The sequence below is a fragment of the Candidatus Marithrix sp. Canyon 246 genome, from assembly GCF_001723685.1.
Taxonomy (GTDB): domain Bacteria; phylum Pseudomonadota; class Gammaproteobacteria; order Beggiatoales; family Beggiatoaceae; genus Marithrix.
This window is the reverse complement of record NZ_MCBX01000004.1, coordinates 49731-70069: the sequence shown is the minus strand read 5'-3', so window position 1 is coordinate 70069 and position 20339 is coordinate 49731. Positions and strand designations below refer to the sequence as shown.

Genomic DNA, 20339 nt, shown 5'->3' with positions numbered 1-20339 from the left:
TATGCGTCATCCATTAATATTGATTATTGCAATAATCGTGTTAGCAGTGATAAATTTTAAAATTTATGAGAAGGAACAACTGCTTGCTAAAGGCACAACTGTATTATTGAAATTAGCACCCCGTGATCCTCGTTCATTGATGCAAGGGGATTATATGGAATTGCGTTATGATATAGTCAGCCAACCAGCATTAAAAGCGGCAGAGCGAGATGGCTATTTAGTGATAAGTATAGACGATAAACAAGTAGCTAATTTCAAAAGGATTTATGAAGAAAGCACAGTCTTAGTAGCAGATGAATTTCTACTACAGTTCCGCAAACGGGGGAATGATATTCGGTTAGGTGCGGAATCATTTTTCTTTCAAGAAGGACAAGCTAAATGCTACGAGAATGCTCGTTATGGAGAAATACGCTTAGCAGTTGGCTCAGGGGAAAGTGTTTTAGTCGGGCTGCGCGATGCTGAGTTTAAGAAATTGCAGGATATATGTAACAATATTTAGGCTATAACTATTATATTATCTATGTATCCTGTATATAGAATCAGCTATTGATGGATTCATTCTTGGATTTAATTTAAATAAAAATCCGTTTATTCCGTAAATCCGTTGTACTTAATAACAATTATGTCAAATCAATAGTACAACGAATTTACGGAGTAAACGGATTTTTTGTAAACAATAGCAAGTTAAATAATTAACCAAGAAATGCAATACAACAACCTATTCCAATTCAACTCAATAGAATCAGTAATAGAACTCCAAGCCGCCAACAATACCAATCAAGCCAAGCAGTTAGTAGCAAGTTATGTAATTTCCAAGCAAATGGCTCTACGCCTAGTCAAGTTAGTTTTTGTGCATGATAACAAGGCATTATTAATAGTTGGCAATTATGGCACTGGTAAGTCGCATTTAATGGCTGTTATTTCTAGTATTGCTGAAAATGCTGATTTGCTCAATGAATTAACCAATATTAAAGTTAGGAAAGCAGCTAAGGCTATTGCTGGGCAGTTTCGAGTTTTGCGGATTGAGATTGGTGCCACTACTATGTCTTTGCGGGATATTCTGTTTTCAGAGTTGGAGCGGTTTTTATCTCAATTTGATCTTAATTTTGAGTTTCCTGCCGCTAGTTCTATTACCAATAATAAAGCCGCTTTTGCGGATATGATGTTGGTGTTTGAGCGGCAGTTTCCGGGGCAAGGCTTGTTGGTGGTGGTTGATGAGTTGTTGGAATTTTTGCGTTCTCGTAGTGATCAGGCTTTGATTTTTGATCTTAATTTTTTGCGCGAAGTTGGTGAGGTTTGTAAACATTCGAGATTTCGTTTTATCGCTGGTGTGCAGGAGGCTATTTTTGATAATCCTCGGTTTGAGTTTGTTGCTAATGCTTTGCGTAGAGTGAAGGATAGATTTGAACAATTGTTGATTACTCGTCAGGATATAAAATATGTAGTTTCTCAGCGGTTATTGAAAAAAACTGCTGTTCAAGAGCAAAAAATTCGAGATTATCTCAGTGGTTTTGCTAGTTTTTATGGTAATATCAATGAGTTTATTGATCTATTTCCGGTTCATCCTGATTATATTGATATTTTTGGACGTATCACTGTCATCGAAAAACGCGAAATCCTCAAAACCATCGAATATAGTGTCAAGTCTCTACTTAAACAACAAGTTCCTACTGATCATCCCGGCTTAATTACTTATGATAGCTATTGGCATATTTTACTACAAAATCCTTGTTTTCGCTCTTTGCCCGAAATTCGTGAAGTAATTGAATCCAGTCAAGTTTTAGAAAATAGACTCAAAAAAGCTTTTACTCGCCCCATTTATCAAGATATGGCATTGCGAATTATTTATGCTTTGTCGGTGCATAGGTTGACAACTCATGATATTAATACTCCGGTTGGTGTTACGGCGCAAGAATTAAGGGATAGTTTGTGTTTGTATCATCGCAGTATTGAGGATTTAGGCGGTAATCGAGCTGATGATTTGTTGTCATTAGTTGAATTGGTGTTGCAGGAAATTATAAACACTGTTAATCGTCAATTTATTTCGTATAATCAACATAATGGTCAATATTATCTTGATATTAAAAAGAATATTGATATTGATGCCATTATTGAAAAACGGGCTGAAAGTTTAGAGCAATCACAAATTCAGCGCGACTATTATACTGCATTACGACAAGTGATGGAAATAGTATCGGATGATAATTATGAATTAGAATGGCGTTCTCATAAAGTTACGCGCTTAGGTAGTTTTGCTGAAGCTGAATGGGGTTTTGTCTTGTGTTTTGGCAGAAAAGAGCTTTATTTTCAATTAACTGTCAGAGATGAAAAGTTTGAAAAATTATTAGCTTTATATAGTGCCACTAATGATTTAATGTTGAGTTCATCTGAAGATTATGAGTATAAATCACAACAATATTTAGCTGAATTAGTGCAATGGTTACAGGCTCATAAGGCTGATTTTGAGGTACAAAATAAAAAATTATCCAATTGGATGCCGCTAGATAATTTCCGTGATTTGGTAGATATTGTTGCGGATAGTTATTTAGATAGTTATTTTTCATTGTTGGCTCCTGAATATCCTTATTTTCCAACCTTGGTTTCCCATGAAAATATTGCCACAATAACTCAAGAAACTTTACGCTGTCTTAATATTAAGACTCGTAGTAAACTAGCTGTTGGTATTTTAACCGCCTTAAAGTTATTAGATGATAAACAGCAACTTGTACCTTATAACAGCAAATACGCAGAAATTATTTTAGAACTGGTATATCAAAAACCACCGGGAAAGGTTTTAAATCAAGGCGAATTATATTCAGTAATTACTGTCACTCCTTATTGTTTGGAACCAGAATTGGTGATTATTTTAATAGCGGCACTGGTATATGTTGGAGAAATAAGCTTAGTATTAACAAAACAAAGCTATGACGCTAGTCAATTTGAATATATTGCTGCTAGACCAATTAAAGAACTCTTAACATTCAAACACCTAGAAAAGCATAGAGATTTTAATTTATTCGCGCTGAAGGCATTATTTGAATTATTAGAATTACCCAGTGGCTTAGATATAGCAATAACAGAATATGATCAAACAGCAGTAGAACTGTTACAAATTAGAATAAATCAACTGTTAAATCAAATAGTAACAGTTCAACATAATTTAAATAGTGACTTATATTTTTGGGGAAAACCAGTATTAAGTTCAGCCGAAAAATCATATTATCAACAATCATTATCAACCAGCAACAACTTTTTAGAATCATTATTAAATTATACTACACCAGTAAAATTTAAGAATTTAAAATATTCCGCAAGTAAAATCACAGCTCAATGGAGTGGATTAAAGATATTAAAAAATATCAAGCAATTAATAACCATCTTAAATGAACTAAGCCCAACAGTAACTTATTTAAATGTAGCAGCTACCAATTTACCTGAACAACATGAATGGATAATAGAAATGCAACAGCTACGAGATTATCTATGTCAGAAAATTAGTGATGTGACTCAACGTAATGCCAGCGGCTTTAGTTATCATAGCCAACAACAGCTAAATGCCTTAAAAAATCAATATATAAAAGCTTATATACTACTACACCAACAAGCACGTTTAAATCCAGAAACAGAACAAATCAAACAAGACTTATTAAATGACAAGCGTCTAAAAAAGCTAAAACAACTCAGCCCAATATCCATCCTACCACATCAAGAACTAATAGAATTTGAACAAAAACTATTAGAATTTCAAAGCTGTAATGCCTTAACAACAAAGGATTTAACAGCAACAACCATTTGCCCCCATTGCCAGTATAAAGCTCAGGAAACTATTTCAGTAGAATATAGCCTAATGGAACTAAAATACAAACTAAACAACCTATATCAACAATGGACAAAAATCCTACTGCTAGAAATAGAAAAATCCCATACTTACGAAGATTTAGAAGACTTCCTAATCAGCCGCACCTTACCAGAACAAATAAACCGTAATTTTATAAAAGCCTTATTAAACAGCCTATCCAAACTAAAGCAAATAAACATAAATTATGACGAACTATATCAATTTATAAAGCGGGATGGCTTGCCAATTACAGCGGCAGAAATAGAAACACGGTTTCGTGATTATATTAAAAGGCAGATTGAGGATGAGGATGTTGAGGTGGTTCGGATTGTATTGTGACAATTAACTCATTTTAGCAGCCCATATAGTTAATTCTAATTCTGTTTCATCTAAAAGACGATAATGTGGTTTACGCCCTGATATCTTTAAACTTTCAGAAAAAATAATCGGTACACCTTCACCTCTTTTATCCATTAGATAATGACGTGAAATATTTTTATGATTGACTGAACAACGCGCTAATAAACTGGCTAATAGTTGATTACGGGTTACTTGACGAGCTTCCATGCTTTCAATATTTAAACTATTACTGAGATTGCCGGGAGAATTTATTTGCAGACGATCCGCAAATACCGCTTTTAAGCTATATTGTGGTTGATCAATACGTCCAAGTTGTTTTTGGGCATGAATTAACATATTTTTTTCAACAAAATACAAGGCTTGTGATATTTGCTGATCTAAAGTTCCTTTGCAATCTTGCGCGTCAATTTGATAATTGGCATCTCGTGTAGTGCTAGCATAGTGTACAGCTTGGATATAGGCATTGGGCAACCACTGTTGTGGATTAGATGTACACATTAACACCCCTGAAACACTGATATTTTATGATGTTAATAAGTGCATTTTTTCTAATTTTGTGCGTTCGCTTTGCTCATTTTCAGGCAAAAAACGGCGATATAATTCAGGTTCAAGATCAGAAAATATGGTATTAGGTACAGCTTGTTCATCAAAATAAATAATTCTGACTTGGCTACGCTGTTGGAATAAACGCGCTAAAAAATCAGGAGGCATTTGTCGTTTTGCGCTACCATAACGATAAAAATAACCATTAGAACTTTGATGTACAAAGAGACTTTTTTCAATATAATCCACACCCAAAATAATACGACCTTCTGTGCTATTTGCAAACGCTGCAATTTCATCCGCTAAACTTTTTTTATTCGGTGCTTGTATTTTATTAGCTTTAAAAATTAATTGCTTAAATTCTATGCTAGAATCTTCACCAAGCCGAATTTGATAAAGTAATTCACGAATTTCTTTACTCATATTCATGCTAATAATTCCCAACGAATAGTAAAGATTGTAGTAATTTTATGGCTTAATTCCAAGCTTTCTTCTGCATCATCTAACAATTTATCTGCTTGATTATCAATGTCTTTTTTATTTTCATAAAATTCCATCATTTTATTATCCCTGTATTTTTCAAGTTTTCTGATTTCTTTTCTTAATTCTATTTTTTCCTTTGAGTTTCTTAAGTCTTTTTTCTTTAAACGAATTTCCGTATCCAAATCTTCCAAGCTTGTTTGAAAATCGCTGATTTGATTCTTACGCCAGTTTTCTAATTTAATATCTTCCTGATCAAACCATTTTTCGTTATCTGCTTCAACCTTAGCTAAATACTTCTTTGTCTTTTCTTCTTTTAACTGCTCTAGTTTTATAACATCAGGAGAAAAATAAACATTCTTCTCTCCTAGTTTTGCAGGAATTAATAATAATTCTTCTCCAAAATTTTCAGGTAATGAGTCATTGTTATCAGAATAAACATTGACTAATAAGTATTCAACACGACGTTTCTTACTTTTAATTTCTAATAGATTTAATTGCAAATAGCCCTTAAATCCAATAAATTTATCTAAATAAACCTCTTTTGGTAATTCTTGATATTTATTATGAAACTGTAATAAAGATACATTGTTATTAGCTAATGAGTCTTTAATATTAATTGATTCAGCTTGCGCTAATCGCTTTAACATTCTTTGATATTTCTGCAAACCATTGTTAATCACTACCCAACGACTTAGATTCACATTATGAGTAAAATTATCTAATATATTTTTAGCTGTATTTTTTTCACTGATCTCCAATTGTTGTTTAAAGTATTCTTCTAATTTATTAAAATACTCATCATGAATTCTTTTTTCAATATCAATATTATTAGCAACAGTTCCTAGTATTTCATCATTTGCACCAAAAACACCATCAAATAATTTGAATTTCTTGAAAAGCTCAAACATTCTACAATCAGCGCGATTGTCACGATTAATAAAATTCACTACAATGACATCATTTTTTTGTCCATAACTATGCAGTCGCTGAATACGTTGTTCTATACGCTGTGGATTCCAAGGTAAATCATAATTAATAACAATAGAACAAAACTGTAAGTTAATACCTTCTCCACCCGATTCAGTAGAAATTAATATTTTTGCTTTATGTTTAAAATGATCAACAATAGCCGCTGTCATATCAGGCGTATTATCATTTAATAGCACTAACTGATCTTTATAAGCTTCGCTTTCTAATAATTCTTTGATATATTGCTGAGTTTGCACTGATTCAGTAAAAATAACAACTTTATCATTTCCTCCCATTTTTTGATTCATTTCAATTGCTTTGGGCAACGCAAGCAGTAAGGCTTCACCTTTGCGATTTTTTTTATAATCTTGTGTTATTGAATAACGCTGTGTGAATTTAATATTCCCAATGTCTTGCACATCTTTTCGTAGGGTGCGATAGACAATAGTTTTAAGACTATTAATATCGCCCAAAAAATTTGCGTCAATAATATAAATTAAATCATATAATTCATCTATAGAGTTTTGTAATGGTCTAGCAGACAATAACAATTTAAAATTAGATGAAAGTGTATTATTTAACTTTTTTGCATTATGAGCTTCATCAAAAACCACAATATCCCATGTTATTTGCTGTAAAAATTTATCATTCTGGGCAGCAAATTCATAGGAACAAATAATAATTTTTTTTTGATCAAAAGGGTTTTTAATACCTTTTTTTAATATTAAGCTGGGTAGGTGAAATTTATCCCAAAGCTCTTGTTCCCATTGTTTGCGTAAACAAGCTGGCACAATTAATAAAACTTTTTGTTTTTTTTCTGCCCAACGCTGAGCAATCACTAAACAAGCTTCAATGGTTTTACCTAAACCCACTTCATCAGCTAACAAAACACCCTTTGAAAAAGGCGATTGTAAAGCAAATAATGCAGCCTCTATTTGATGAGGAATTATATCTAACTTCGCATTAGCTAGTGTTTGTAAGATAGTTTCTTCAGGTAAACCATGGCGCGTTAGCCAATAGGCGAAATAACAACTTTGATACTCAGAATATAATTTTTTCATTAATTATCCCTATACGCTTCTCATAAAATGGAATTCAGCATTTTTATGCTAAGAATAATTGCTAGCAGGGAAAATATTTTTTTAATCATTGCTACTGGTAATATATGGACTAATTTCACACCATATGGAGCAGTTATAAAGCTTGCGATTGAAATAAATAGTACCGCAGGTAGGTGTACAAAACCAAGTGTATAGTTTTCAGGAACAGATAATGACCATCCATTTATTATATAACCTAGTGTTCCTGCTATTGCAATAGGCAATCCAATTGCTGCTGAGGTGCCAATTGCTTTTTTTATTTCTACATTTTGCCAAATAAGATAAGGTACAGTTAAAGAACCTCCGCCAATTGCAACAAGGGCTGATATTGTTCCTATTCCTGAGCCTGCTACAGATAAGCCTAGTGTTCCTGCTAATTCTCTGTTTGGCTTTGGTTTTTTGTTTAAAAACATTTGAATTGATACATAAGCCATGAATATTGCAAAAAAAATAGCAAGATAAACTGAGCTTAGATAAGAAGCTAGAAAAGTGGCTAGAAATGTTCCCAGAATAATTCCTAAACTCATTTTTTTTACCACATCCCAGATTACTCCTTGCTTGGCATGGTGAGCGCGTAAACTTGAAATTGAAGTAGTGACAATAGATGCCATTGAGGTACCTAAAGCAAGATGAACAACATTTTCAACAGGGATACCTTGTATTAGAAACATTGTAGTTAATACTGGCACCATGATTGCGCCACCACCAATACCTAATAAACCTGCCATAAAGCCAACAACAGAGCCTAGCAATAAATAATATAATATCCAGTGTATTTCTATCATTTAATTTTTACTTAAAATTGTTACCTAGTCGTTAATAATAACACCAAAGTATTCGTTGTACTATTAGACTTGTTCCTTAATAAGAATTATCATGAAGCCCCCCTTTTTCTCGTCAGCGCAAGCTAACGAGAAAATTATATTCTGAGTAATGCCTAAATTATAGTGTATATTTTTAACATAAATATATGAAAACTGATGTACAATTGCCTTTGGACATTTACCCTCTGAATATTGAATAGCCTCAGTGATACCTTGTTTGATACTATTAAAAAATCAGACATTTGTAGCTCCATAATTTTTCAAATTAACCTCCCACCATTTCTCAACCGCCTCTCTATATTCAAGATATTTATCATCTGCAACCAAAGCCTTTTTATTTTGCAACACCAATTTATGTGTAGCAGCACGATATATTCTATAAGCTTCACTTAGTTGCTGTGTAGCTTCTTCATCCAATATTTGATGTTTTGCAAATAGTTTTAGTGATGGCAATACTCCTGTTGTGTCTAGCAAGTCTGGGTATTCTGATGCCCAACGTAGTACGCCGTATTGTACTAGGAATTCTATGTCAACTATGCCGCCTTTTCCTTGTTTTAAGTCAAATTGTTTGCCGCTTTTGTCTAGTTGTTGGCGCATTTTGTCGCGCATTTCTATAATTGCTGGTTTTAATTTTTCTATGTCGCGGGGTTGGCTTAGTATTTTTCGGCGAATTTGTTCAAATTCTGCCATTGTTTCAGCGTCGCCAGCTATGGCTCTGGCACGCACTAGGGCTTGGTGTTCCCATATCCATGCGTCTTCTTGTTGGTATCTTTCAAAGGATTTTAGCTTGTGTACTAATAAGCCTGATGCGCCGTTGGGGCGTAATCGGGAGTCTATTTCGTATAATACTCCTGCTGGGGTGTTGGTGCTTATAATATGAATTAGGCGTTGGGCTAGGCGTAGAAAAAATCTGGATTGATTCTGATCATTGTATAAAAATACTAAGTCTAAATCTGAGCCATAGCTTAATTCTTTTCCTCCTGCTTTGCCATAAGCTATTACACAAAATCCTTCATTTTTTTCATGAAAATGGTCTTTGGCAATTTTTAAGGAGTTTTGTACTAATGTCTCTGCAAGGCTAGTTAAATAATCGCTTGTTACTTCTACGCTTAGTTCAGCCGCTGCTATATGTAATACGTTAGCACGTTTGAATTGGCGCAAACTATCCATTTGCATTTCTAAGTCGTCAACAGGCAAGTGTACTTCAAATTTGTCAGGATTGAAATTACGTTCGTCTAGTAGTTCATCTAGTAATATCGGATAGCGAGTAATTTGTTCTGTAATCCATGCACTTTCGGCGCAGAAATGTATTAATTTCTTTAAAACTTGTGGGCGTTCTATTAATAAACTTAGATAAACTGTACGTTGTGCTACTGCTTCAAGGAATTTTAAAGCACGATTTATGGCTTCATGTTTATTATCTTGTTCAACAGCGGCAGCTATGATTTGCGGAATTAAAACATCTACTTTGTCTCGTCCATTTTTGCTTAGTTTATTGATTCGAGAAGAATTTAATAGTTGTTTTAATTGTTTGGTTATTAGTTCTGCTTCATCTAATTGATTTATTAATTGCCAATGATCAATTGTTTCTGCTTTCGGAACCTCTGGTGCAATTACTTCGGTAAATATTGCTTGTACATGTTGTTTATGATCTTGTAATTGAATCATAAATTCTGACCAATTTTCATAGCCCATACTGTAAGCTAAACGCTTTTGATTAGCTTCATCTGTTGGTAAGGCTTGAGTTTGTCTATCATCAATTTCTTGTAAATGATTTTCGCTTAAACGTAAAAAATAATAGGCTTTACGTAAGCGATCAATTACTTCTTTAGGTAAAAGTTGATGTTTTTCTAATTGTGTTAAGGTTGTTAATAAGTGACGCTGTTGTAAATCAACTAATCTCCCACCGCGTATTAATTGAAATACTTGACAAATAAATTCAACTTCACGAATACCGCCTCTGCCTAATTTTAGGTTATCTGTCATACCTTTACGATTAGCTTGTTGATCAATTTTAGCTTTAAGATTACGTAAAGATTCAAAGGCATTAAAATCTAAATAGCGGCGATAAATGAAGGGGCGTAGGCTAGCAAGTAGGGAATCATCACCAACAACTGTTCGTGCTTTTACTAAGGCATAACGTTCCCAATCGCGAGCATTAGATTGATAATAATCTTCCATTGCGGAAAAGTTAGTGACTAATGGTCCACTATCACCAAATGGTCTGAGACGCATATCTACTCTAAATACAAAGCCATCAGCGGTGATTTGATTTAGTGCCATGATTAATTTTTGCCCTAAACGTAAAAAGAACTGTTGATGACTACGCGGACGCTTGACACCAACAGTTTCACCAGCTTCAGAATAGGCAAAAATCAGATCAATATCGGAAGAAAAGTTTAATTCTTGCCCACCAAGTTTACCTAATGCTAGTACGGTCATAGACATAGGTATATTTTTATGATAAGGCGTACCGAGTTGAGCAGTGACATGTGGATAAAGCCAATTAAGTGTGGCTTCTATCATAGCATCTGCTAAATTAGACAATGATTTCAAGGTTTCTGTCAAATCAGCCCAAGCGGCAATATCGCGCCAAGCAATACGTACCATTTCGCGTTGCCGAAACAAACGCAGAATTTGCATTAAAGTAGCTTCATCATCAACATCAGATAATTGAGCTACAAGCCGTAAAGAATAATCAATATGATCAGATAATAAATCGCCAGTTTCAATTAAATCATTGTATAAATCAGGATTTTGTTGGCAATGTTTGGCTACAAAGGGGCTGCATTGCCAAACTTTTTCTTGGCTGTCGAGGATGGCTTGATTGGTCTGAGGTATATTTTCTTGGTTCATTATAATTTTTTAATTATCCCGAATTTTTTTATTCATGTCTCATTATATATTAATTAGTAGGTTTAAATCATCAAATAGTTTTTAGTAAAAACCAAACAGGAGAATATAAAATGAGTCAAATTTGCAAAAATTGTCAAGCAAACAATAGTGATGAAGCTTGTTATTGTGCTAACTGTGGTAATAGTCTTAATGAGTTTGAACAAAGTCAAGGAAAAACAGAAGAGGAACTAATAAAGTTAGCCAATCAAGGAGATATGCAAGCTCAAGCAGACTTAGGTGACATATATCTCAACAAAGAGCATTATACAGAAGCTTTTAAATGGTATAGAAAAGCAGCAGAGCAAGGACATACATTAGCTCAACAAAATCTTGTGCGAATACAAGAAGAGTTAAATGAACATGAAAATGAAGTAAATGAAAATCAACAGCAAGTAAAAAAATCAAATAAGAATAGTGGCTGTTTCATAGTCACAGCCGTCTATAACTCCCCAACTGCTCCAAAAGTAATGATCTTAAGAGAGTTTCGAGACCAAAAACTTTTAACTACTTCATTAGGAAAAAGTTTTGTTAAATTTTACTATAAATACTCACCACCAATTGCCAACTTATTATCAAAACACAAGCTTTTACCCAGAAATTGTTAATTTGTGTTGATCAATCAATATTCTAAGTAGTGATATTTCTTGACTAATATTATTAACTTCATTCTCGAAGTTTACAATATCTTCTTGGGCTGATTCATATTTTTCAATTGATCTTGATATAATATCTATTAAATCATTCAATGGATCATCTGGAGTATCTTTTGCCTCAGCAAATAGATGTTCTATTATTTCAAGTGCTTCTTCATAATCTTTTTCAGACTTTATATGAAGGATATTTGATGCTTCAGATGCAAACCCTAGAAAAGAGCTTGTTAGGTTTTTGGGTTTTATAGCTAACATTATAGTTCTCCTTTCCTGTATTTATTACAAAGTTTATCATACTCGGCATGGGTAACAATATGCTTTACATATATTTTTTGGCATGAGAATAGGATTGCTGCAATAAGTCTTAAATTATTACCTCCTATATCAATTACCCACCATTTATCTTTGTATTTAAAGTTATCAAGTGAAGCAAATATTTGCTTCACTATATTTGGTGAGTCAAATTCCATTTTTCTCAGTACATTGTATGTATCCATGATTGCATCTCTATCATTTGGATGCTTACTTGATGCTTGAAAAAATGGTTTCTTTGAAATTACATGCACAAGAATCAATCCCCATATATAAATGCTACAATAATTGTAAGTCTAATTTAGAACCTAAACCTTATACTTATTTTTGCAAATTATAATCATAACTGGAATTAAATATATTTTTTTCATCTAAAGTGAGTAACTGTAGCAAATCCATCTCCATTATCTCAGCAATTTGTTGCAATCTTGAAAAGTTCACATCCGTTTCACCTCGTTCCATCTTAGCATAGGCATGAGTAGTGATTCCTAATTTGTCTGCAAACTGTTCTTGTGTCCAACTTTTTAGTGAGCGAATTAATTTAATATCTTGATTGTATTAATAATCTTATTTAAGATATAAATAGCTATATCGCTAAATAAAATTACTTTATTTTATATTGTGATAAAATTTTGATGTTAAGGTCTCACAGCGAGTGTAGCCACTTTAATGATACCTATAGCAAGTTACGCATCAGACAGACGCAGGATGTCGTGATAAAGCTAATGGTGAATATTTAAGTAGTGGTATATAAGGATAATACCTATATTATTGCCGGAGCGGGTGATTCAAGTGTCCGTGATTTGGATATTATAGTGTATGATCATAACTTTAATAAACTACGTAAGGATATAAAAACAAATTCAACACTAAAAAAGTTTTTAACACAGGAACTTTTCAGATAATAAGTAGAGACAAGGCGTGCCTTGTCTCTACTTATTTTGCTTGCATAATAAAAATATCTATTTTGGCATATCTTCATTCATCATCTGGAGTATCTTTTGCTTCAGCAAATAGATGTTCTATTATTTCAAGCGCCTCTTCAATTACACCCTCGTTGTTTTTGTTATGCAATTTTTCTTAGAATTTCTGGTTTGCGTGGAGGAAAAGTGACAAGTTTTCGTTTTGAGTTTGCTTGTCGTTTACAAATATCTTCAAAAATTGCATTCAAATTATGTTTGAATTGTGCTGCATATTGTTCTCTTAATTGACGTGTTTCTTTAACAATAGGATCTTGCCACATAAGGATTATCCCTCCATTAATTCTTGTGGTGTACAGATGATTGGTGGTTCGTAACCATGACTGCGACAGACAGACTCAACTTTCGGACGCATAACTGCATTTGCAATGTGTGTACAATTCCAAGTCAGCAGATAATCCATAGCATTTACAGTAGCAACGGCAATATGATAAGCATCAATCTCCGCTTTTTTTGGAAGCGGTCCTTCTATTATTAATGCTTTGGCTAATGCTCTTGCTTCATCAGCAACTTCTAATGCTGTAATACCTTCAAGTACAGCCATTCGTCGAGCAGATGCTTCTGGATGTCCTTGTGATGATTCAGCTATGACAAATTCTGATATAAATACTTCAAACGCCGCTTTGCGGTTTTCCCACCATTCGATGGTAGTATTTTGGTTTGCCATAGCGCGAATATCATTACTTGGCCTAGCTGTCAAGTAGCTAGGAATCGAGGTTTCAATATAAACTTTTGGTTTCATAGCTTGTTTAAGCTGTATTTCTACTTAGGCTAAGGTACGATACAATATTTGTTGAATAGTTAAATTGTTATATTATAACACATATCGTTGCTGTCTTAAAACAAATTAATATCCCACAATTTCCCAACCACCTTTCTATGTTCTACATATTTATCATCTGCAACCAGAGCCTTTTTATTTTGCAATACCAGTTGATGTGTAGCAGCACGATATATTCTATAAGCTTCACTTAGTTGCTGTGTAGCTTCTTCATCCAATATTTGGTGTTCTGCAAATAGTTGTAGTGATGGCAATACTCCTGTTGTGTCTAACAAGTCTGGGTATTCTGATGCCCAACGTAGTACGCCGTATTGTACTAGGAATTCTATGTCAACTATGCCGCCTTTTCCTTGTTTTAAGTCAAATTGTTTGCCACTTTTGTCGCGCATTTCTATAATTGCTGGTTTTAATTTTTCTATGTCGCAGCTTTGGCTTAGTATTTTACGGCGAATTCAAATTCTGTCATTGTTTCAGCGTCGCCAGCTATGGCTCTGGCACGCACTAGGGCTTGGTGTTCCCATATCCATGCGTCTTGTTGTTGGTATCTTTCAAAGGCTTTTAGCTTGTTTACTAATAAACCTGATGCGCCGTTGGGGCGTAATCGGGAGTCTATTTCGTATAATACTCCTGCTGGGGTGTTGGTGCTTATAATATGAATCAGGCGTTGGGCTAGGCGTAGGAAAAATCTGGATTGATTCTGATCATTGTATAAAAATACTAAGTCTAAATCTGAGCCATAGCTTAATTCTTTTCCTCCTGCTTTGCCATAAGCTATTACACAAAATCCTTCATTTTTTTCATGAAAATGGTCTTTGGCAATTTTTAAGGAATTTTGTACTAATGTCTCTGCAAGGCTAGTTAAATAATCGCTTGTTATTTCTACGCTTAGTTCAGCCGCTGCTATATGTAATACATTGGCACGTTTGAATTGGCGCAAAGTATCCATTTGCATTTCTAAGTCGTCAACAGGCAAGTGTATTTCAAATTTGTCAGGATTGAAATTACGTTCGTCTAGTAATTCATCTAGTAATATCGGATAGCGAGTAATTTGTTCTGTAATCCATGCACTTTCGGCGCAGAAATGTATTAATTTCTTTAAAACTTGTGGGCGTTCTATTAATAAACTTAGATAAACTGTACGTTGTGCTATTGCTTCAAGGAATTTTAAAGCACGATTTATCGCTTCATGTTTATTATCTTGTTCAACAGCGGCAGCTATGATTTGCGGAATTAAAGCATCTACTTTGTCTCGTCCATTTTTGCTTAGTTTATTGATTCGAGAAGAATTTAATAGTTGTTTTAATTGTTTGGTTATTAGTTCTGCTTCATCTAATTGATTTATTAATTGCCAATGATCAATTGTTTCTGCTTTCGGAACCTCTGGTGCAATTACTTCGGTAAATATTGCTTGTACATGTTGTTTATGATCTTGTAATTGAATCATAAATTCTGACCAATTTTCATAGCCCATACTGTAAGCTAAACGCTTTTGATTAGCTTCATCTGTTGGTAAGGCTTGAGTTTGTCTATCATCAATTTCTTGTAAATGATTTTCGCTTAAACGTAAAAAATAATAGGCTTTACGTAAGCGATCAATTACTTCTTTAGGTAAAAGTTGATGTTTTTCTAATTGTGTTAAGGTTGTTAATAAGTGACGCTGTTGTAAATCAACTAATCTCCCACCGCGTATTAATTGAAATACTTGACAAATAAATTCAACTTCACGAATACCGCCTCTGCCTAATTTTAGGTTATCTGTCATACCTTTACGATTAGCTTGTTGATCAATTTTAGCTTTAAGATTACGTAAAGATTCAAAGGCATTAAAATCTAAATAGCGGCGATAAATGAAGGGGCGTAGGCTAGCAAGTAGGGAATCATCACCAACAACTGTTCGTGCTTTTACTAAGGCATAACGTTCCCAATCGCGAGCATTAGATTGATAATAATCTTCCATTGCGGAAAAGTTAGTGACTAATGGTCCACTATCACCAAATGGTCTGAGACGCATATCTACTCTAAATACAAAGCCATCAGCGGTGATTTGATTTAGTGCCATGATTAATTTTTGCCCTAAACGTAAAAAGAACTGTTGATGACTACGCGGACGCTTGACACCAACAGTTTCACCAGCTTCAGAATAGGCAAAAATCAGATCAATATCGGAAGAAAAGTTTAATTCTTGCCCACCAAGTTTACCTAATGCTAGCACGGTCATAGACATAGGTATATTTTTATGATAAGGCGTACCGAGTTGAGCAGTTACATGTGGATAAAGCCAATTAAGTGTGGCTTCTATCATAGCATCAGCTAAATTAGACAATGATTTCAAGGTTTCTGTCAAATCAGCCCAAGCGGCAATATCGCGCCAAGCAATACGTACCATTTCGCGTTGCCGAAACAAACGCAGAATTTGCATTAAAGTAGCTTCATCATCAACATCAGATAATTGAGCTACAAGCCGTAAAGAATAATCAATATGATCAGATAATAAATCGCCAGTTTCAATTAAATCATTGTATAAATCAGGATTTTGTTGGCAATGTTTGGCTACAAAGGGGCTGCATTGCCAAACTTTTTCTTGGCTGTCGAGGATGGTTTGTTTCATTTATATCTACCTAGGAAAGGGTAACATTTTTATAGGTGCCGCAATTCTATCTATATTAAACCCCATTCCTCCCAATTGATGATTTAAACTACTAAACTGTTGATTTATTCGTGCCATATCTACACTCATCACAGTCAAATTATTATTTAATGACTTTATATTAGCATTGACATTACTAATGCCTTGATTCATTGTGAAAATATTATCATTGATATGACCTACAGAAACTTGCATTAATGGCATTACCTTTATATGTTTATCTACCCCATCAATTGAAATTCTAACTAAATCAACCGATTGTTTGACATTATCCATATTTTCTGCCATATATACTATATTCTTATTGATATTCCCCATGTGATGTACTACATCATCTAAGCTTTTAGTTATATTCCCCATATCTGATAGTAAAATAGCGATCAATGCAAACACAGCGCATAAAACTAAGATTAATCCAATAATACTAACCCGTATCATTTGAGCTGTTTGATTACCAATTTTCACTATCGCTTGCTCTCTATGTTGCATAGCTGAATTAAATTCACGTAAAGATTGTTCGATTATTTCGGCCATTTGCCGTGGTTCTTGTTCCATATTTAAATACCTGCTTCAGGAAAGACTTGCTGTTATTTCAAATTTTCAGTAAAATTAACCGTTTTTTGGTCAAATAAATAATAAAATTATGCAAACTAATATTCATCCTACCTATAATGATATTAATGTTACATGTAGTTGTGGTAATCAATTTACCACTCGTTCAACTGCTAATAAAGAATTAACTATTGAAGTATGTTCTGCTTGTCACCCATTTTATACTGGGCAACAAAAAATTATGGATACTGCTGGACGTGTAGAAAAATTCAAACGTCGTTATACCAGAAAAACTGCATAAGTATTTCTAAAGATCTGCTTAGTTTTTTGACGAAGGCAGATCATCATCATCCATTAAAACTTTATGAGCAGGACCTTCTAAATCATCAAATTGTCCTGATCTTATTGCCCATAAAAAAATTAATATAATCACTGAGATTAAGATTAATGATATTGGAATTAATAAATATAATATATCCATAGTATTTTGTATGTGTAAGTTATACGGACGTTTTGATTTACAACAAGGTGATTTTAATCTAAATGTTGATGTGCAAATACCCGGTATTGGTATTACTGCTATATTTGGTAAATCGGGTTCAGGTAAAACTACCTTATTACGTTGCATTGCTGGTTTAGAGCGTGCGCGAAACGGTTTTTTAAAAGTAAATAATCAGTGTTGGCAAGATAAATCATTTTTTTTACCCACTCATAAACGCCCTTTGGGTTATGTTTTTCAAGAGGCGAGTTTATTTAGCCATTTGTCTGTTCAAAAAAATTTGGAATATGGCTACCGTCGCACACCTAGCTCATTGCAACAAGTTAGTTTCGATGAAGTAGTTGAATTATTAGGATTAGCGGCTTTCTTGAGACGCTATCCAAAAAATTTATCTGGTGGCGAACGTCAACGAGTTGCAATTGCTCGCACATTATTAACTAGCCCACAATTATTATTAATGGATGAACCATTAGCAGCACTTGATAGTTATAGTAAGGCGGATATTTTACCTTATTTCGATAAATTACATAAGGAATTATCTATTCCAATATTATATGTTAGTCATGCAATTGAAGAAGTTGTACGGTTGGCGGATCATCTTTTGATAATCGAAAAAGGACAAATTATTGCTGATACTTTTAAGCGCGATGATAAGGATGATTATTCAATAAGCTCCATGCTCGATACAATTGTTCGGCTACCATAACTCGCACTATTGTATGAGGTAAGGTTAATTTAGATAATGACCAATGTTGATTAGCCCTTTGTAAACAATCACTTGATAAGCCATCTGGTCCACCTATTAGTAAAGCTACTGAATTATATTCATTCATCCAGTTAGCTAATTCTTGGCTGAGTTTTACACTATCCCACATTTTTCCTGCTTCATCTAGTGCTATGATATAAGCACCTTTTTTTATTGCCGCTAACATTCGTTGATCTTTGTCACGTTTTTGTAGCGGTATTTCAATTAGGTTTAGTGAATAGTTAGCTGGTAAGCGTTTTACATATTCTTTAAAACCAGTATCTATCCAATTAGGCATTTTATGCCCAATACAAATTAAGTCTATCTGCATTACAATATATAATTTATTTAATAGGAATATAAAATGGATATACAATCAGCATTAAAAATTGTTATAGAAAATCATGATTTAACTATAGCAGAAATGTCATCTGTCATGCGCAGTATTATGACTGGTGAAGCTACAGCGGCACAAATTGGTGGATTCTTAATCGCGTTGCGCATGAAAGGTGAAAGTGTCGAAGAAATTACTGCCGCTACGCAAATTATGCGTGAATTAGTCACATCAGTATCTGTCGATAGTTCCAATTTAGTTGATATTGTAGGTACTGGCGGTGATGGTATGCAAACTTTTAATATTTCTACTTGCAGCGCGATTGTTGTAGCAGCCGCTGGTGGTAAAGTTGCTAAACATGGTAATCGTTCTGTATCTAGTAAATCTGGTAGTGCTGATGCCTTAGAAGCATTAGGTGTTAATATTCAACTAAAACCAGAACAAGTAGCAGAATCTGTAAATAAACTAGGTATCGGTTTCATGTTTGCGCCACTACATCATAGTGCCATGAAACATGCGATTGGTCCACGTAAAGAAATGGCTGTACGTACTATATTTAACTTATTAGGACCATTAACCAATCCTGCTAGTGCGCCTAATCAAGTTGTGGGCGTATTTAGTGATGCGTGGGTAGAACCAATTGCAGAAGTATTAAAGCGTCTAAATAGTCAACACGTGTTAGTAGTTCATTCAGAAGATGGCTTAGATGAAATAAGTATTGCTGCCCCTACCAAAGTTGCTGAATTACATAATGGCAATATCAGCACTTATACCATCGCGCCTGAAGATTTTGGTTTGAGTCGCGCTGATTTAAGCCATATACAAGTAAATTCGATAACAGAAAGTGTCTCAATGTTACAAAGCGTATTAGATAATAAAGCCAGTGCTGCTAGAGATATAGTAATTCTAAATGCTGGAGCCGCTATTTATGCAGCCGGTTTAAGCGAGAATTTGCAACTAGGTATTAAACAGGCACAAACGGTAATTAGCAATGGTAGTGCGCGTAACAAATTGGCTCAATGGATAGAATTGACACAACAACTATGAATAAAACCCCAGATATTTTAAAACAGATCCTGCAAAAAAAAGTAGAAGAAATTCAAGAACAAGCAGAAAAAGTTCCACTAAAAAAATTAGCAACTAATGAAATTCCACCACGTGGTTTTGTAAAATCCTTACAAGCAAAAAAACCTGCTGTCATTGCTGAAATAAAAAAAGCTTCTCCCAGTAAAGGCATATTAAGAGCAGATTTTGATCCAGTGGCAATAGCAAAAAGCTATGAACAACATGGTGCAACTTGTTTATCAGTCTTAACTGATAAGCACTTTTTTCAAGGAGCGGATGAATATTTACAACAAGTACATAATGCCTGCAAGCTACCGATATTACGCAAAGATTTTGTTATTGATGCTTATCAAGTCTATCAAGCGCGAACTATTGGAGCAGACTGTATTTTACTAATTGTAGCAGCATTAGGTGACGCTCAACTAAATGACTTAGCAGGCTTAGCCACTCATTTAGATATGGATGTACTAATAGAAGTGCATGATGAAGAAGAATTAGAACGTGGGCTTGCACTAAAATTACCTTTAATTGGTATTAATAATCGTAATTTACGTACTTTTAACACTGATTTAAATACTACAATTTCATTATTAGACAAGATACCAGAACAATATATTGTAGTTAGCGAAAGTGGAATTCATACACCAGCAGATATTGCCTTATTACGTCAAGCAAATGTCAATACATTTTTAGTTGGTGAAGCTTTTATGAAAGCACCTGATCCCGGTATAGCACTAGCTAATTTAGTTAATAGCTAGGAGA

The 20339-nt window shown here is 34.0% G+C and carries 22 protein-coding genes; 7 read left to right on the top strand and 15 right to left on the bottom strand.

The genetic code is table 11. The features are described 5' to 3' along the window. The first annotated feature begins 1 nt into the window (after position 1). Entirely contained in the window at positions 2–499 is a 498-nt protein-coding gene (locus tag BHU68_RS03990; protein WP_069472782.1) for a GDYXXLXY domain-containing protein, read from the top strand. 204 nt (positions 500–703) lie between these two features. Further along, the gene (locus BHU68_RS03985; RefSeq protein ID WP_069473694.1) at positions 704–4177 is read left to right on the top strand and encodes a DUF6079 family protein; all 3474 of its coding nucleotides are present in this window, start codon (positions 704–706) and stop codon (positions 4175–4177) included. 3 nt (positions 4178–4180) lie between these two features. Here BHU68_RS03985 and BHU68_RS17835 read toward each other — a convergent pair whose 3' ends face one another. The 5 genes from BHU68_RS17835 to glnE (BHU68_RS03965) form a co-directional block, all read right to left on the bottom strand. Then, complete coding sequence (locus BHU68_RS17835; RefSeq protein WP_253181154.1) at positions 4181–4696, bottom strand: ATP-binding protein; 516 nt, start codon at positions 4694–4696, stop codon at positions 4181–4183. A gap of 24 nt (positions 4697–4720) precedes the next feature. After that, positions 4721–5170 (bottom strand): AlbA family DNA-binding domain-containing protein, encoded by a 450-nt coding sequence (locus BHU68_RS17830; RefSeq protein ID WP_253181155.1) that lies wholly within the window; start codon positions 5168–5170, stop codon positions 4721–4723. Then, a complete protein-coding gene (locus tag BHU68_RS03975; protein WP_069471051.1) occupies positions 5167–7254 on the bottom strand; it encodes a DEAD/DEAH box helicase in 2088 nt (695 codons plus the stop codon). The genes BHU68_RS17830 and BHU68_RS03975 overlap by 4 nt, the downstream gene beginning before the upstream one ends. A gap of 20 nt (positions 7255–7274) precedes the next feature. Next, positions 7275–8078: a sulfite exporter TauE/SafE family protein gene (locus BHU68_RS03970; RefSeq protein WP_069471052.1), complete on the bottom strand. Its 804-nt coding sequence runs from the start codon at positions 8076–8078 to the stop codon at positions 7275–7277. A 273-nt stretch (positions 8079–8351) separates the two neighbouring features. Then, on the bottom strand, positions 8352–10973 hold the full coding sequence (glnE, locus tag BHU68_RS03965) for a bifunctional [glutamate--ammonia ligase]-adenylyl-L-tyrosine phosphorylase/[glutamate--ammonia-ligase] adenylyltransferase (RefSeq protein WP_069471053.1): 2622 nt from the start codon (positions 10971–10973) through the stop codon (positions 8352–8354). A 110-nt stretch (positions 10974–11083) separates the two neighbouring features. Here glnE (BHU68_RS03965) and BHU68_RS03960 point away from each other — a divergent pair, with 110 nt between their 5' ends. Beyond that, positions 11084–11617, top strand: a complete 534-nt coding sequence (locus BHU68_RS03960) for a zinc ribbon domain-containing protein (protein WP_069471054.1) — start codon at positions 11084–11086, stop codon at positions 11615–11617. Here the strand turns inward: BHU68_RS03960 and BHU68_RS03955 are convergent. From BHU68_RS03955 to BHU68_RS03930, 8 genes are all read right to left on the bottom strand, one after another. Next, complete coding sequence (locus BHU68_RS03955) at positions 11600–11917, bottom strand: hypothetical protein (RefSeq protein ID WP_069471055.1); 318 nt, start codon at positions 11915–11917, stop codon at positions 11600–11602. The two genes, BHU68_RS03960 and BHU68_RS03955, sit on opposite strands and share 18 nt — an antisense overlap. Beyond that, positions 11917–12159: a type II toxin-antitoxin system HigB family toxin gene (locus BHU68_RS03950; RefSeq protein WP_253180963.1), complete on the bottom strand. Its 243-nt coding sequence runs from the start codon at positions 12157–12159 to the stop codon at positions 11917–11919. Before BHU68_RS03950 ends, BHU68_RS03955 begins: the two co-directional genes overlap by 1 nt. A 136-nt stretch (positions 12160–12295) precedes the next feature. Further along, entirely contained in the window at positions 12296–12511 is a 216-nt protein-coding gene (locus BHU68_RS18245; protein WP_256365565.1) for a helix-turn-helix domain-containing protein, read from the bottom strand. A gap of 529 nt (positions 12512–13040) precedes the next feature. Beyond that, on the bottom strand, positions 13041–13217 hold the full coding sequence (locus tag BHU68_RS17120; protein ID WP_171899567.1) for a hypothetical protein: 177 nt from the start codon (positions 13215–13217) through the stop codon (positions 13041–13043). A gap of 5 nt (positions 13218–13222) precedes the next feature. After that, on the bottom strand, positions 13223–13696 hold the full coding sequence (locus BHU68_RS03945) for a type II toxin-antitoxin system VapC family toxin (RefSeq protein ID WP_069471057.1): 474 nt from the start codon (positions 13694–13696) through the stop codon (positions 13223–13225). Positions 13697–13791: 95 nt separating this feature from the next. Then, the gene (locus tag BHU68_RS03940; protein ID WP_069471058.1) at positions 13792–14124 is read right to left on the bottom strand and encodes a hypothetical protein; all 333 of its coding nucleotides are present in this window, start codon (positions 14122–14124) and stop codon (positions 13792–13794) included. Between the two features lie 44 nt (positions 14125–14168). Further along, the gene (gene glnE / locus BHU68_RS03935) at positions 14169–16343 is read right to left on the bottom strand and encodes a bifunctional [glutamate--ammonia ligase]-adenylyl-L-tyrosine phosphorylase/[glutamate--ammonia-ligase] adenylyltransferase (RefSeq protein ID WP_069471059.1); all 2175 of its coding nucleotides are present in this window, start codon (positions 16341–16343) and stop codon (positions 14169–14171) included. A gap of 6 nt (positions 16344–16349) precedes the next feature. Next, positions 16350–16937, bottom strand: a complete 588-nt coding sequence (locus BHU68_RS03930) for a hypothetical protein (RefSeq protein ID WP_069471060.1) — start codon at positions 16935–16937, stop codon at positions 16350–16352. A gap of 88 nt (positions 16938–17025) precedes the next feature. Between BHU68_RS03930 and rpmE the strand changes: the two genes are divergently transcribed. Further along, entirely contained in the window at positions 17026–17235 is a 210-nt protein-coding gene (rpmE, locus tag BHU68_RS03925; RefSeq protein ID WP_069471061.1) for a 50S ribosomal protein L31, read from the top strand. Between the two features lie 18 nt (positions 17236–17253). On the opposite strand, the gene ccoS is transcribed toward rpmE, so the two are convergent. Next, positions 17254–17415 (bottom strand): cbb3-type cytochrome oxidase assembly protein CcoS, encoded by a 162-nt coding sequence (ccoS, locus tag BHU68_RS03920; protein WP_069471062.1) that lies wholly within the window; start codon positions 17413–17415, stop codon positions 17254–17256. Positions 17416–17425: 10 nt separating this feature from the next. Between ccoS and modC the strand changes: the two genes are divergently transcribed. Beyond that, positions 17426–18139, top strand: a complete 714-nt coding sequence (gene modC, locus BHU68_RS03915) for a molybdenum ABC transporter ATP-binding protein (protein WP_069471063.1) — start codon at positions 17426–17428, stop codon at positions 18137–18139. Here the strand turns inward: modC and rlmH are convergent. Then, positions 18072–18509, bottom strand: a complete 438-nt coding sequence (rlmH, locus tag BHU68_RS03910; RefSeq protein ID WP_069471112.1) for a 23S rRNA (pseudouridine(1915)-N(3))-methyltransferase RlmH — start codon at positions 18507–18509, stop codon at positions 18072–18074. The two genes, modC and rlmH, sit on opposite strands and share 68 nt — an antisense overlap. A gap of 33 nt (positions 18510–18542) precedes the next feature. Here rlmH and trpD point away from each other — a divergent pair, with 33 nt between their 5' ends. Both trpD and trpC read left to right on the top strand, forming a co-directional pair. Beyond that, the gene (gene trpD / locus BHU68_RS03905) at positions 18543–19559 is read left to right on the top strand and encodes an anthranilate phosphoribosyltransferase (protein ID WP_069471064.1); all 1017 of its coding nucleotides are present in this window, start codon (positions 18543–18545) and stop codon (positions 19557–19559) included. Beyond that, positions 19532–20335 carry an indole-3-glycerol phosphate synthase TrpC gene (trpC, locus tag BHU68_RS03900; protein WP_253180943.1) on the top strand — a complete coding sequence of 268 codons (804 nt, stop codon included), beginning with the start codon at positions 19532–19534 and terminating at the stop codon, positions 20333–20335. The genes trpD and trpC overlap by 28 nt, the downstream gene beginning before the upstream one ends. Positions 20336–20339: the final 4 nt, after the last annotated feature.